This is a genomic window from Limihaloglobus sulfuriphilus (genome assembly GCF_001999965.1).
Classification (GTDB): domain Bacteria; phylum Planctomycetota; class Phycisphaerae; order Sedimentisphaerales; family Sedimentisphaeraceae; genus Limihaloglobus; species Limihaloglobus sulfuriphilus.
Genome location: NZ_CP019646.1, coordinates 1,373,002 through 1,387,492, shown reverse-complemented (window position 1 = coordinate 1,387,492; position 14,491 = coordinate 1,373,002). Strand labels below are relative to the sequence as shown.

Annotated in this window: 10 protein-coding genes; all 10 read left to right on the top strand. The window is 48.3% G+C overall.

Going from position 1 to position 14,491, the window contains the following annotated elements:
- Positions 1 to 7: 7 nt before the first annotated feature.
- The 10 genes from SMSP2_RS05300 (at position 8) to SMSP2_RS05255 (ending at position 14,470) form a co-directional block, all read left to right on the top strand.
- Positions 8 to 1,159 carry a hypothetical protein gene (locus tag SMSP2_RS05300; protein ID WP_146682957.1) on the top strand — a complete coding sequence of 384 codons (1,152 nt, stop codon included), beginning with the start codon at positions 8 to 10 and terminating at the stop codon, positions 1,157 to 1,159.
- Between the two features lie 53 nt (positions 1,160 to 1,212).
- Positions 1,213 to 2,343, top strand: a complete 1,131-nt coding sequence (locus tag SMSP2_RS05295; protein ID WP_146682956.1) for a hypothetical protein — start codon at positions 1,213 to 1,215, stop codon at positions 2,341 to 2,343.
- Between the two features lie 69 nt (positions 2,344 to 2,412).
- The gene (locus tag SMSP2_RS05290; protein WP_146682955.1) at positions 2,413 to 3,900 is read left to right on the top strand and encodes a sulfatase family protein; all 1,488 of its coding nucleotides are present in this window, start codon (positions 2,413 to 2,415) and stop codon (positions 3,898 to 3,900) included.
- A gap of 74 nt (positions 3,901 to 3,974) precedes the next feature.
- On the top strand, positions 3,975 to 5,186 hold the full coding sequence (locus tag SMSP2_RS05285) for a hypothetical protein (RefSeq protein WP_146682954.1): 1,212 nt from the start codon (positions 3,975 to 3,977) through the stop codon (positions 5,184 to 5,186).
- Positions 5,187 to 5,278: 92 nt separating this feature from the next.
- Complete coding sequence (locus SMSP2_RS05280; protein ID WP_146682953.1) at positions 5,279 to 6,313, top strand: LacI family DNA-binding transcriptional regulator; 1,035 nt, start codon at positions 5,279 to 5,281, stop codon at positions 6,311 to 6,313.
- 22 nt (positions 6,314 to 6,335) lie between these two features.
- A complete protein-coding gene (locus SMSP2_RS05275) occupies positions 6,336 to 9,152 on the top strand; it encodes a PKD domain-containing protein (protein WP_146682952.1) in 2,817 nt (938 codons plus the stop codon).
- A 114-nt stretch (positions 9,153 to 9,266) separates the two neighbouring features.
- Positions 9,267 to 10,178, top strand: coding sequence for a prepilin-type N-terminal cleavage/methylation domain-containing protein (locus tag SMSP2_RS05270; protein ID WP_222566411.1), 912 nt, complete (start codon positions 9,267 to 9,269; stop codon positions 10,176 to 10,178).
- A gap of 50 nt (positions 10,179 to 10,228) precedes the next feature.
- Positions 10,229 to 11,470, top strand: a complete 1,242-nt coding sequence (locus SMSP2_RS05265) for a hypothetical protein (protein WP_146682950.1) — start codon at positions 10,229 to 10,231, stop codon at positions 11,468 to 11,470.
- A gap of 1 nt (position 11,471) precedes the next feature.
- Positions 11,472 to 13,403, top strand: coding sequence for a twin-arginine translocation signal domain-containing protein (locus SMSP2_RS05260; RefSeq protein ID WP_146682949.1), 1,932 nt, complete (start codon positions 11,472 to 11,474; stop codon positions 13,401 to 13,403).
- 179 nt (positions 13,404 to 13,582) lie between these two features.
- A complete protein-coding gene (locus SMSP2_RS05255; RefSeq protein WP_186804881.1) occupies positions 13,583 to 14,470 on the top strand; it encodes a PEP-CTERM sorting domain-containing protein in 888 nt (295 codons plus the stop codon).
- Positions 14,471 to 14,491: the final 21 nt, after the last annotated feature.

Sequence of the window (14,491 nt, the reverse complement as noted above, 5' to 3'; positions counted from 1 at the left end):
GTTTATTATGAAAAAGCTATCGTGCAGATTATTGTTTTTATTGGTGGTTTCAGTTTTTCTGTTTTGCATTTCTGATTCGTTTTCCGCGCTTGTTGACTGGGTAGGCGACGGCGACGGTGTGAACTGGTCAGATGTTGATAACTGGGCTGATTATAATGCCGGTGATCCGATCTGGCCTTTCAGACTGCCCAATGAAACCGACAGGGTTATGATCAACAAGGCCGGCGCGGTCGTTGAGATCAACGATGGTTTCGCGGCTCTGGCCAACGGCCTTGAGGTTTCTATCGGAAGCGCTGTGACTACTTTAAAAGTCATTAACGGCAGTGTAACAACCGCAGGAGAGATGAAGCTCACGGCAAACGCAGACTTTAACGGGCATGGTATTGTATATGTCGAGAGCCAGGGCTATATTGACTGCAATAACCACATGTATATCGGCCGTACAGCTAAGGGCGAGATGTTTGTAAATGGCGGCACTGTTGATGTGGCGGCGCAAACCTGGCTCGGACGCGATGATCCTGAAGATTCTGAGGGGCTTCTTGTAGTTGACGGGGGCACGTTCAACTCCAAGTCCATGAATGTTGCAAGCTACGCTAACGGTACCGAGAAAACAAGTACTGTTGTAATCAAAAACGGCGGTGTGCTCAACCTGAATATAAACAGTGACAACACCTATCCTCTGAGTCTGGGCGGCAAAGGCCGGGGTGAGATGTACATCCAGTCCGGCGGTACATTTAACTGCCCGCCAAGCTCCGGCGGCGGCGGAGGAATTGTCCTTATCGGCTGGATCAATGATGTTGACGTTCCGCTCAATCCCAACAGGTTCGGCTATATCGAGATTGAAGATGGAACCATGTACGCCCAGGATATATGGGTAAGATACAACTCCGCTGACAGCGGGCAGATAAATATTCTCTGGGGCGAACTGATTCTCGCCGGAGATAAAACTTCTACCGGTACCGGCAGGATACCCACGCTTGTCTCTGCGGGCGTAATCGTAGCCGACGGCGGCGACGGTACTGTCGAGTTTGAATATGACGCTGATATGGATCAGACCGTGGTTACAGCTTCAAATGTGCGCCCAAAGGCAGATATTACAGGAGATTATATCGTGGATATCAATGATATGATGATTATTGCCAATGACTGGCTCAAGTAAGTCCAGGCTCTGTAAATAATAATAACAACTAAACTATACTAATGGAGTTTATTATGAATAAGGTATTATACAGAAGATTGTTCTTCGTTTCAATATTTGGATTATTACTCACTGTTTCGCCTGCCATTTCCGAAACTGTTTTATGGACCGGTGATGGAGATGCCATTGAGTGGTCAGATATGTTTAACTGGAGTGACTGGAACGACGGCAGCCCTGTCTGGCCGTTCCGCCTGCCCAATGAGACAGACCGCGTTGTCATTAACAATGTAGGTGAGATTGTTCACATCAGTGAAGGGTATGCCGCACTTGCTGATACGCTGGAGGTATCTTCGGGCGGATCTCCTATTGTGCTTCGTCTTGACGATGGAAGTGTGACGGCGACAACTCATATTTCTGTATCCACGAATCCGGATCATCTCGGACACGGTATTTTCTATGTCGAAAGTGCGGGCACGGTTGATACTCCTACAATCTACATCGGCTGTGACGCAGAGGGTGATATGTTTGTAAACGGCGGAACGGTAAATATTTCCGACGTTACTTTAATCGGCGGAAACGATCCTGTTGATTCTGTCGGTAAACTTGTTGTTGACGGGGGCACCTTCAATACAAACAAATTAAACGTATGTTTCATGCAGGATGCAATCGAAAAGACAAGCACCATTACCATCAAAAGAGGCGGTGTTCTCAATGCCAGTACGGCAGATGATCAGGATTACCCTGTAACCCTTGGCCCCAAAGGAAGGGCTGAGCTCTATATCGAGACCGGAGGCGAGTTTAACTGTCCGCCAAAGCCTGACGGCACCGGCGGAGTGGTACTGCTTGGCTGGAACGAGGATCCCGACAGCCTGAGCCCTGATAAATACGGGTATATCAAGATTATTGACGGCACAATGTACGCCGGCGACGTCTGGGTCATGAACGGCCAGGTAGATATCGTCTGGGGCAAGCTGATACTCTCCGGTGACAAGGTTGAGACAAGGGTTGCTGATATGGTTGCCGCAGGTACTCTCGTAGCTGACGGCGGCATCGGCAATATCGAGGCCGTTTATGATGTTGACCTCGATCAGACAGTTGTAACCGCCACAGGCGTTACACCGCAGGGTGATATTTCCGGCGACGGCTCTGTTGACCTGACAGACTTTGCAATGCTTGCGGCTGAATGGCTGACAGGCGTTGAGTAATACAGCATAACACAAACAGCGGGCAGAAATGCCCGCTTTTAATTACTTCTTATAAGCAGATTTAAAACTATGTCCAATAGACGTGATTTCCTTAAAGCAGCGGCGGCGGGAGCGTTTGCCGGTATATTTTCAAATCCGGGCGTGTTTGCTTCGGCGGCAGGTAATTCAAAAACGAAAAAACCCAACGTCGTTTTCTTTTTCGTGGACGATATGGGCTGGAACGATGTCGGCTGTTATGGTGAAAACCGGATAAAGACGCCGAATATCGACCGGCTTGCCGAGCAGGGCATGAAGTTCACCAACGCCCACGCGCCGGCGGCGATATGCACCCCGAGCCGCTACGGTCTTTTGACCGGGCGGTATTGCTGGCGGACGTGGCTCAAGAGAGGAGTTATCGCTAACACTCCCCTGCTTGTTGAGCCGGGCAGCTTCACACTCGCATCGCTATTCAAAGAACAGGGTTATAAGACCGCCTGTATCGGCAAATGGCACCTTGGTACACGTATGTATCCGCCGAACGATTTTGACGGTGAAACACATTTCAGGCCGCCGATTCATCCCGGCCCCAATGAGATCGGTTTTGATTATTTCTTTGGTCTGCCGGTTGGTCATTTTTATCCCCCATATGTCTATATGGAAAATGACACGATATTCAGGCATGACCCGGATGATCCGGTCAGGATGATTCAAAGCCCCGAGGCCGGCATCAGGGGTTATCTGCAGGAGGGCGGCTCAGATGCCAGGTGGAACGAAGATGAGGTGCTCTCTGATCTTACTATAAGAGCTCAGCAATACATAAAGGACAATAAGGACGAGCCGTTCTTCCTGTATTTTCCTACGAGCAGCCCTCACACCCCATACACCCCTGCCGGCAGATTCAAGGGTAAAAGTGATGTCGGCGATTATGGCGATTTTGTGATGGAGACCGACTGGTCCGTCGGCCAGATAATGGAAACTCTCAAAGAGTGCGGCGTTGAAAACGGCACGCTGTTTATATTTACCAGTGATAACGGCGGCGTTGATGACAGCACGCCTGCGTTTGCAGAGTATAACTACAACCCCAACGGCAAATGGCGGGGCGATAAAGGCGATATCTATGAAGGCGGGCTGAGGGTTCCGTTTGTGGCAAAATGGCCGGGTAAGATAAAAGCCGGTTCTCAAAGCAATCAGCTTACAGTGCTTACGGATATGCTTGCCACTCTGGCGGCGGCCTTAGGTAACGATATCCCTGAATATGCCGGCCCGGACAGCTGCAATATACTTCCGGCTTTCTTTGGAGAGGAAAATCTTCACAGGGACAGAGGTATAGTGCTTCACAGCCGCGGCGGTATGTTCGCAATCATCCGCGGCGACTGGAAATATATACACGGCAGCGGCGACGGTGAATTTGTGCCCGGAAACCATCCTACTCCCGACGAGGATACCGAAGGTCAGCTTTTCAACCTGAGGACCGACCCGTACGAAAAAGACGATCGGATAAAAGAGTATCCCGAGAAGGCAAAGGTTCTCAGGAATTTTCTACGCAAATATTATTCACAAGGACATTCAAAGGGCTAAACAGCATGAAAATAACCACTCGCAGCACTCACTTGCTATTGATCATTTCAATCTTTTCGGGCTTTTGTTTTGGTATGAAAGCCGCAAACCAGGAAGATGATACTCAATATATTTTTCTTATGAGGGCCCCCGATGAGGGCAGTTACCAGGGGAGCCCGGAAAGTATAAATCCTGAAATATTCCGCGAGGTTATGTCGTCATTTCCCAAAAACGATAACTCACGCATCAAGGTGGGGCTTGGATACATTTTTTCTTATCTGAGAACCTCACAAGAGACGGTTTTAGCTTCGCTTAGAAATTTTCTCGAATCAGCTCAGAAGACTGATACTCCTGTCATGATACACCTTGACGGAGAGCATTGGTGGGACGCACGCCCCGATCTCTGGAACTGGTGGGATGATTCTCTGCCGGGATATGATCCCGAAAACCGCAAAAATGTTGAGTGGACATGGTGGGACAGTGATTATGCGATAAAGATATCATGGAGAAACTGGGGCAGACAGCTTAGGGTGCTTCCCGCGCCGAATCTGATGAGTCCGGAGTTTCTTGAAGCCAACCGCGAGAGCATACGCAAGATTATACCGGTTATACTGGATTGGTACGGTCAGCTGCCCGACTCTCAGAAGGATCTCTTTGTCGGTGTTAAGGTTGGACATGAAACATCCCTCGGCGCGAACAGCTGGTACTACCCAAACGGCAACGAGCTGCTGGATCAGCCCGAAAGTAATGACCCTTCAAGCGGATTGGTCACCGAGGATGTTCTGAGCCGCGGCGTGACCCAGATAGGTTATGCCGCCATCAAGACCGCAGGTATCAGGACCGAAGGCGATATAACCGAAAAAGACCTCTACGAAGCAGCAAGAAGGTACCTGACATTTTTATCTAAAGAAGCGGCGGCCGCAGGTATGCCGCGGCATAAGCTCTTTACCCATGGTGTGGGCTGGAAAGAAGGTGAGCTTATGTATGACGCGGCTGTGAATGAGTATTCATGTCCCGGCTGGAGCTTTTATAAAAACGCTGAAGACCCAATGAAGGACGAAGCTGTAGTTGGCAACCTTAAAAAGTCAGACGCTCCCTATTGGGCGGCGGTTGAATGGCTTTTGGTGAGTAAGCCCTGGACTGTTGAAAACTGGGTTTCTGCCCTCAATAATACGCTTGCGGATGATAAATGTAAATTCCTCTGCATATTTAACTGGGAAAGCATCCGTTCAAAAGATGCGCCAATTGAGGCATTGAATAAAATTGTTGATTCCAGCGTTGAAATAACTGATGCGGAAGGTTTGTAAGGTTAATCTTCAAAATCAATTATTGTAATATTTTGAGATAAATACAGATTATGGTATAATAAAGTCATACATTATGACTAATTGAACAATAAATGGCTAAGAAAAAAACACAATCGACAGGAATCGCGGCAATCGCAGAGCAGCTCAATGTCTCTAAAGCGACAGTCTCGCTGGTTATGAACGGCCGTGCGAAAAAGGCCGGCGTAGCTGACGCGACCGCGGAGCGGGTTATTAAGCTCGCAAAAGAGCTAAATTATCACCCTAACCGCTGGGCAAGGCAGCTTTGCAGACAGAGAAGCAACGTTGTTTGCGTGCTGTTTTCAGATCTTCGCAACGACTGGGCCCAGGACATAATGGAGGGGGCGGGGCCGGTTTTGAGCGGGTCTGATTATCTGCCTTTGATCGGCACTCACAATTATGAGTATGAATTTGAAAAAAAAGAAATAGAGCAGGCCATAAGCAGAAAAGACGACGGGATTCTATGTCAGCCCGTACCCGGGCACAAGGAGCTTTATTTAGATATCCTAAAAAATCAAGTGCCCTTTGTTTTTGTGGGTGATTCACTGGAGCAGTTCCCAGAGGCCAACTCTGTTGTCTGGAACTGCAAGCCCGCCGCGAGAAAAGCCGTTGAGTACCTTATTGATAAGGGGCGGCGGCGAATCGGCTTTGTAGGCAACAAGGTGATGACGGCAAGCCATATCAGCCGATATCAGACATATACGGAAGTTCTGGGTAGAGCCGGTTTAGCAAAAAATGAAGATTACCTGTTTATAGCAGATGGGCTTGTCTGTCCCAAGTTTAACATAGAAAAAATTGAAGCAATGTTCAGTAACAAGAAAAATGCTCCTGATGCGTTTTTCGCTCTCAATGATTCTCTTGCATATCCGCTGATAAGCGCACTTTCAAATATAGGTATTAAAGTTCCAGACGATGTAGCGGTAATCGGAATGTGCGATTTACCCCTCAGCGGAGACCATGGAGCGGGTTTGACAACAATTCGTGAACCTTTGCAGGAGATTGGCCGCAGGTCGGCAGAGATAATCCTCCAGCTTATTGAAAATCCCCAGTCCGGCCCTTACCATGAGTTGATTGACGGCGGCGAACTCGTTGTTAGAAGAACAGTCTGATAACTTAACCAAAATCACATACATGAATAAAACAACACAATTTCTACTTTTAAGTATTCTCTGTGCCTGCAGCGCATTTGGTCTGACCTTTTATAATTTTGATGATGCGGGCGGCTCTCATCTCTGGAGTGATACCGGGAACTGGGAAGAGGGTGTCATCTCAGATATCTCAACCGGTGCGATTATAAATACCGATTTCCAGGCCTCGGGGAAGTACTGTTTTGTAAATAACGGAACCCGGGCAGAGTGTGCTACTCTCTGGGTTGGCTCAAATACCGCTAATACGCTTTTCAAAATCAATGGCGGGGTACTTGAAACACTGCCGACGGGTACTGTAAGGATTGGTGTTTTCGCTGACTCGCATAACTCAATTCTCGAAATTGCCGGTGGTGAGGCAGTCGTCGGTTCGGTTTTGCTGCCTCATAACTCTGCCGCGCAGGGGTGCAGACTCAAACTAACCTCCGGCACCTTTTATACCCGTGTGGTTAATATTTCAGGTGATGCCGCGGTAGAATTTAAAGACGGCGTTCTTGTTCTCGACGGCGATGCGCGGGAGCTGGTAAACGATCATATAGCAAACGGAGTCTATTATACAACATACAGCAGCGGATACAGCTGGAGTGTTGATTACGGACTGACGGTATCCGGTAAAACGGCGGTGATGGTCAAACATGATGATATACCCTACGCCGATGCCGGTGATGATTCGCAGTCGTGGTATGTCGGCCAGAGAGTGATGCTGGATGGTTCCGGTTCATTTGCCGGCGGCGGCATTGCCTCCTATCAATGGTCGCAGCTGGAGGGCCCCGTACAGGTGAATATCCTCGATTCGGACGCGGCCCTGGCATCATTCGATTCTAATCATAAAGGCCATTACCGCTTCTCTCTGCATGTAGAGGATGAACTCGGTAATGTTGATTCAGACGTTATTGATGTGCATATCGAGGAGAAGGTAAAGGACGGTATCTACATAAAATTCAGGATGATACAGGGTGAAGATCAGTACGGGGTAAGCTGGCAGACCAAGATGGAGAGAGTTCTTGAGCTTGATCATGTTACAGGGATAAAACAGACGATATACTGGAACGCACTCGAGCCTGAAGAAGGTCAGTATAACTGGGAGTATTTTGATTACCCCCTTGAGCTGGCCCGGCAAAAGGGCAAGATGGTTTCTCTTATGGTAAAGGTCTGCTCTGTCACACCTGACTGGGTGATGGATAAATGCCAGAAGTTTGGCTGGACTCATCCGGTTACCGGCAATGAGGTTTCTCCCGTCCCCTGGGATCCGGTGTATGTCGCCGAAATGACTAAGATGGTAAAGGCTGTCGCCGCGAGATATAACGGACACCCCAACCTGCATTACGTTTCGATAAACGGGCCGTCATCGCTCTGGGGTGTTGAAACAAATTTCCCCGGGACAATGGTAGAGTCACAGGCGCAAATACTTGGCTACACGTACGATAAATATATCAATGGTTGGAAGTATTCGATAGATTTATTCCTGCAGGAGTACCCGGACACTCCGGTTTCTCTTGCACTTCACAGTGAAACCGGAGGCTCCGGCACCGCCGCAGAACAGCTGGCAGTTGCCCAGACCATCCGCGATTATGCTCTGCAGAGGAACGCCGAGCTAAAGGGCGGCGATAACAAAATGGTGCTTGCCCTGTATGGGTTGAATCATGATGCGAGAAAAATGCCCGGGCCCTTTGACGGCAGGGAGAACATGACTGATTATGTCGCTCTGGTCTGGGACGTTAAAGACCAGTGCTATTTTGGACTTGAATCAGACGGAATTCGGAGATTTCAGGAAGATACGCCCGAAAAATTCCTCCAGATACTCAAAAACGGGCTTTCGTACAGCGCCAACTGGATGGAAATGTACTATCAGGATGTCTGGGTCTGGCAGACGGATACTCGTTATGAGCCGTATATACCGCCTTTCAAATGGGCTTATGGCAGATATCCCTATATCACAGCAGCGGGTCCAGTAAAAAATCTAACCTCCGGCAAAGAATATGATTTGATTCAGCATGGAATCTGCGACAGCAGCTCAGGAGACCTTTTGACCGTAGAGAACGGTGTTTATAACGAGTTTATTGATTTTGAAGGTAAAAATATTCATCTAAGCTCCGGCGGAGCGGTAATTAACGCCAACGGATACGGCCCTGCCGTTATCTTTGAAAGCGGCGAAAATTCAAACTGCTCCCTGCGAGGCTTTATCCTCACAGAGGGAACTGAAGGCGTAATTTGCAGCGGAGGAAGCAGTCCGGTTATAGAAAACTGCACGATTGTTTCAAATCAGGGCCTGGGAATAAGCTCTGCCGATTCTAATCCCCTGATAGACAGCTGTATTATATGGGATAATGATCAGGGAAGTTTCAGCGGTGGTTCCCCTGTTTACAGCTGTATAGAAGGCAATCCGTTGTCTTCCAATGGGAATATCAGTCTGGACCCGTGTTTTGCCGACCCAGAAAACGGAAATTATCAGTTGAAATCACAGGCCGGCAGATGGCTGCCTGAGCAGAAAAAATGGTTTAATGACCCCGTTGCAAGTCCCTGTATTGATGGCGGCTCAGCCATGCTCGGCTACAGTTCTGAATTATGGCCTCACGGCGGACGCGTAAATATGGGCGCTTTTGGCGGCAGTGCTATGGCGAGTCTCTCAAACGACAATACAGGTATCGCGGCAGACTTTAATGCTGACGGGTGCGTAGATTATTTAGATCTTGATTTTATTGTCTCCCGATGGCTTTCAAGGGAGTTTCTTCTAAAAGCCGACATCAATCGTGACGGCAGGGTAGATCTTTATGATTTTTCTCAACTGCCGGAAGAATGGTGATTTAGTAAATTATTTAAAAAATATATTGACACACATTTTATTTGTTATAGAATATCTAAAACGGTTTAAATGATTGTTTTTCTAATTTAGTTTATATAAATTATGGAGTTAATTATGCGGTACGCAAACAAAGCTAAAGGGTTTACGTTAATTGAGCTGCTTGTAGTGATTTCTATTATAGCACTGCTGATGGCAATTCTTATGCCGGCTCTGGGCAGAGTAAGAAGAATGGCGAAAACTATGACATGTGCCGCAAATCTCAAGCAGATAGGCTTGTATATACCGCTGTATCAGGTGGGCAATGACGGCAAGGTCCCGGTTATCGGGCATAAATATCTCAACGGAAAGGGGCTTGCCAAATGGACATACCTTTCAATAGCACTCCGCGATTATCTCGAGGGGCCCAAGGCGATGCCCGACTATATGGATGATTTTGAAAGCGGCGACTGGTCACTGGGCAGCGGGCGCTACAGGGTATATACAGAAAACTATGTACCTGAATATTTCGTCTGCCCCTATGCACGCGGAGCTAACGGGACATGGAAACGAGTTCCCGACGGCCAGGTAACTATCCGCGGCAACACTATTGACAAGTACACGATAGAGGGAAGAGACGATTCTTATGCGACATGGGTATGGCCCAACAACAAAAATGACGACCTGCTTATTGGCGGTGACGAGGATGATGAATATGGACGGTTTAAACACGGTACTTTAACCTGGTTTAATTCCAGTGCCGGCAGACAGTCTAAGGCCTACAGTCTTTTGATGCAGGGAACGGCTGATGCCCTGAAGCAGGTTAAGCCTGCTGATTGGTCTTCTGATGAGATCAAAGCCCGCGGCGGTTCCGGGCCCAGCGATGTTGCTGTACTGTTTTGCGACCGCGGACAGAGTGTCTGGAGATATGCACCTGATGCCAATATCGACAATTACGGCTCGCATGAACGGGGCGGCAGCGGAGGCACAAATCTGCTCTTTGCTGATTTCCATGTCGATTGGGTTGACGGCACACAGATGGGTATCTAAATGTCGATTTAGCATTTTAACTTTTTATTGTTCTTAAATTTTGGAATCAAATGAAGCTGTTCAAACTACTGGTCTGTTTATATATTCTTTGTGCCTCATTTGCCGTTGCGGATGCACGCAAACCGCAGGAATTAAAATATCTGATTTTTAACAGCAGTATAGATGTTTCAACGCCCGAAGCGGCCGCCAAGGGCCTCAGGGGAATATCCTCGAAATTTGAGCAGTCTCCCCAGAAAGACGTCAAAATCGGTGTCTCAAGGATTTTCTCTTATCTAAGCGTTGAAGACCCCCGGCAGACAGCCGCCGAGCTTCGTAATTTTCTTAATGCTTCACTTGAGACGCAAGTACCTGTATTGGTTAAACTTGACGGGGAGCAGTGGTGGCAGGGAAGGCCGGATCTGTGGAACTGGTGGGATCCGGAAAAACCAGGTTATGACCCTGAGAATGCCAAAAACGTTGAATGGACCTGGTGGAGCCCGCAGCACGCAATAAAAATAGCATGGCGAAACTGGGGAAGGCAGATACGTGTACTGCCGCCGCCGAATCTTATGAGTCCGGCATATCGAAAGGCAACACACGAGGGTATGGATCTTTTGATGCCGATAGTTATGAACTGGCAGAAATCACTCCCCGACGATAAAAAACATCTTTTTGTCGGCATAAACGTCGGCTGGGAAAGCTCTCTTTGCTATAACGCGATTTATTACCCTAACGGAAATGAATATCTTGATAAGCCGGTGAAAGATGACCCGCAGTATGGGGCCGTCAGGGCGGATGTTTTGAGCCGCGGACTTGTCCAGACCGGGTATGCCGCATTAAAAACTTCCGGAATCAGAACATCCGGCGACATTACTGAGAATGACCTTGTGGAGGTTGTCCGCAGGCATCTTGAGGATTTGGCAAAATATGCATATGATTTCGGATTTTCCCGTGATAAGATATTTACCCACGGTGTCGGCAATGAAAACGGCGAAAAGCTCTACGATGCGGCGGTAAATGAATATTCCTGTCCCGGCTGGAGCGGCTACTGGTATGCTGATGATCCCTCAAAAGATACAGGCATAATGAGGAATATTAAAAAGAGCGATGCCCCTTCGTGGGCGATCGTTGAGTGGCTTCTCTTGAAACCCTACAAAGAAAAAGATTTGTGGCAGAGTGCGTTTGAAAGCTCCCTGAGATACCCCGGCTGTAAATTTATCGCCGTGTATAACTGGGAAGGCGTTTATTCTGAGGGCAGCAGGGTAATTGAAGCTGCAAATGACGCGATTCGAAACCTGAACACGGGAGAATAAAATGAAAAATAAATCAAACTCAATATCCCGCCGTAATTTCATAAAACACTCACTCGCGGCAGCCGGTGTCGGAATGGTTTTTCCCTATGAGGCTCTGAGCTTTGACGGCAAGGGCCAGGGCAGCGCCAGAATCGTTAAGCCCTCAATCCTTCATGCCGGCGAAAATACCCAGGTGGTAATAGAGTTTACAGTCGGCAAGGATGGAATTCCGGCCGGCGGAGGTATCTGGCTTGGTTTGCATCATGCCGCTATCTGGAATTCAGATTTCGGTTTCTGGTCAAGTTTTCAGGCAGAAAACCCCAAGGGCCCGAAATTTATCGGAATACTCGGCGATGACAGGGCCAATTTCGATTGCAAGTGGTACGGCTGGGCTCCTCAGGAATCCATGAACCGAGCACCCGGCGGCCCGCCCGCAAATGATTGGACAGGCTCCACGCCTCTTACATATCATCAGTGCCTCCAGGCGAAGGTTAAGGATACACCGTTAAAGCCCGGGCAGAAGATAATGCTTACCATCGGCACCCGGGAACACCCCGCAGTTCCTCCGATCGCCGCCGATAAAGATCATGAGTTCTTTATCGCTGTTGACCATGACGGCGACGGAGTGTTTAACGGTATAGGCGAATATCCTAAACTTGATGTCAAGGCTTCCAAACCTGACCATCTCTACGCGTCTGCCCAGATGACACAGCAGGCGGGCAGGCCTTTTGAGCTTATGGTAAAGGCCGAGGATAAATATTACAATACTGCAACATCTTTCAGCGGGACTGTAAATATCAAAACTGAACAGGGTGAGCTGCTGTTAGAGGGTGTTAAGATTGTCTCCGGTCTGGCAAGGGTCAAGATCAGTGTGCCCCACGCCGGTCCTCAAAGATTAGCTCTGACAGGGCAGGGCCTCAAGGGCCGCAGCGAGCCGATCATGGTTTTTGACAAAATGCCGGAAAACAGAATTTTCTACGGTGATATGCACGGCCATACCATGGTCTCTGACGGCTGCGGCAAGGATGCCTGGGAATACTACAGCTTTGGCCGCGATGAGGCAAATCTCGATGTTTGCGCTCTAACCGACCACTGGCATTATGACTGGCCGCATATGCAGAAGGCGGTAAAAGAATTCAACGAGCCGGGCAGGTTTATTGTGTTCCTCGGAGAGGAAGCGGGAACGAATTTCGACCATGTGAACCTGTATTTCCTTGATGATGATGCGCCTCATACAGATTATTACATGAACAAGTACGCCCAGTGCAATAAGCTGGCACATGAACAATATATCGACAATGGGTATAAGGTAATCGGCGGGCCGCACCATTTCGCGTTTGACCGCGGCGAAAAGACATATCCATGGGGCGAGTGGGATCCGGCTTACGCCAGATTTGCCGAGATTGTATCCAATCACGGTACATCCGAGTACGACGGCAACCCAAATCCTCTGCATACTACAGACCCCGAAAAGACAATGCAGGCAGGGCTTGCAAAGGGCTGCCGCTTTGGTGTCATAGGTTCATCAGATACACACGTCTCTAAACCCGGTCGTTCATGCTGGCTAATGTATAAGGGCGGGCTGGCGGCGTTTGTTGCGCCGGAGCTTACAAAGAAAGCTATATGGGATGCATGGTGGAACTATCGAGTCTATGCCGCGGAATTTGATCGTCTGTACATTGATTTTTCCATAAACGGCGACATGATGGGCAGCGAGGTAGAAGCCGTCGGTTCCTGTGAAATCAAATACAGGGTTGTCGGCGCAGATGATGGGATTGAAGTATTCCTTATCAAAAACAATCAGATATGCAGGTCTGACAAGGCTGATAACGGGATCGTCAATGTTTCCTTTACAGATGAGCTTGACAAGGACGATAACTTCTATTATCTGCGGGCTGTTCAGGCAAACGGCCAGCGCGCATGGTCAACGCCCGTTTGGGTTAAAAGCGTTTGAGAATTGCATTTATAGCTGTTAAAAAGTAAAATTTTTCAATAAATTATTTTAAAATTGACATCTGTCTAAATCGTTTGTAGAATTGTTTAAAACGGTTTAAAAGTTTGTTTTAGTGTGTAAGGCTTGATTTGTTTTGAGCTTTAAATTGTTAGTGGTCTTTTATGAAAGGAAAGAAAGTTATGAAGAATCTATTTATTTGTTGTATGGCAGTTATTCTTGCTGTCAATGTCTCTTATGGTGTAAGTTGTTTCTGGAACAACGGCGATTCGGCTAATAATTACTGGGTCAATCCGGGCAACTGGGATAATTTGCCTACATCGGTTGATGGCGCTTACTTCAACAGTCTTATGCCCGGTGATGCTCTGATAAAGGATGGTGATTCGGCGGTTGCACAGAATGTTTACATCTCTCACAATCGGCATTACAGCGACGGCAGTCCGCTTGTCCTGAGGCAGACTGGAGGTTCGTTAAGTATTGGCGGTCAATTGCTTCTTGGTGTAGCTGATGCAAATGCCTACGGAAAGCTAATTATGGAAGGCGGAGAAATTAATGTAGGCGTAGCCGGGGGACTCAGTGTTTTTGTCGGCAAGACAGGCAGAGGCATCATCGAAATGAGCGGCGGAACAATAAATACTGTCAGCAATTTTGATGTTGGTGGCGCGTACAGTGGTTCTGATGGTGTATTCAACATGACCGGAGGCGTGTTGAATGTCGGCGGCGCACTTAAAGCCGGTAGAGTTGCCGGAGCCAAAGGCCGTATTTATATCTCGGGCGGCACTGTCAACGCGACTCACCTCTATCATGATTACGGTTGGCTTCCTGAAGGTGATGGTCTGGTAGATGTAAGCGGCACCGGCGAAATAATACTTGTAGGTCAGGATAAGACCAAACTGGAGAACTACATCGCTAACGGCTACCTGACAGCAAACGGTAATAACAACGATGCCGTTATCGTCGAATATCAGGAAGGCGGCGAGTGGTACACTTCAATGACTGCTGTCCCCGAGCCGGCAACCATGCTGCTTCTTGGACTTGGCGGAATCGTACTTGGCAGAAAACGCAGCTAAGGTGCAGTCATACAATTGAGA

What these genes read in the sequence shown, in the direction of transcription:
- SMSP2_RS05285 (WP_146682954.1), top strand. Translation starts at nt 3,975, where the DNA reads ATGAAAGCCGCAAACCAGGAAGATGATACTCAATATATTTTTCTTATG.
- SMSP2_RS05265 (WP_146682950.1), top strand. Translation starts at nt 10,229, where the DNA reads ATGAAGCTGTTCAAACTACTGGTCTGTTTATATATTCTTTGTGCCTCA.
- SMSP2_RS05290 (WP_146682955.1), top strand. Translation starts at nt 2,413, where the DNA reads ATGTCCAATAGACGTGATTTCCTTAAAGCAGCGGCGGCGGGAGCGTTT.
- SMSP2_RS05275 (WP_146682952.1), top strand. Translation starts at nt 6,336, where the DNA reads ATGAATAAAACAACACAATTTCTACTTTTAAGTATTCTCTGTGCCTGC.
- SMSP2_RS05270 (WP_222566411.1), top strand. Translation starts at nt 9,267, where the DNA reads ATGCGGTACGCAAACAAAGCTAAAGGGTTTACGTTAATTGAGCTGCTT.
- SMSP2_RS05280 (WP_146682953.1), top strand. Translation starts at nt 5,279, where the DNA reads ATGGCTAAGAAAAAAACACAATCGACAGGAATCGCGGCAATCGCAGAG.
- SMSP2_RS05295 (WP_146682956.1), top strand. Translation starts at nt 1,213, where the DNA reads ATGAATAAGGTATTATACAGAAGATTGTTCTTCGTTTCAATATTTGGA.
- SMSP2_RS05260 (WP_146682949.1), top strand. Translation starts at nt 11,472, where the DNA reads ATGAAAAATAAATCAAACTCAATATCCCGCCGTAATTTCATAAAACAC.
- SMSP2_RS05255 (WP_186804881.1), top strand. Translation starts at nt 13,583, where the DNA reads ATGAAGAATCTATTTATTTGTTGTATGGCAGTTATTCTTGCTGTCAAT.
- SMSP2_RS05300 (WP_146682957.1), top strand. Translation starts at nt 8, where the DNA reads ATGAAAAAGCTATCGTGCAGATTATTGTTTTTATTGGTGGTTTCAGTT.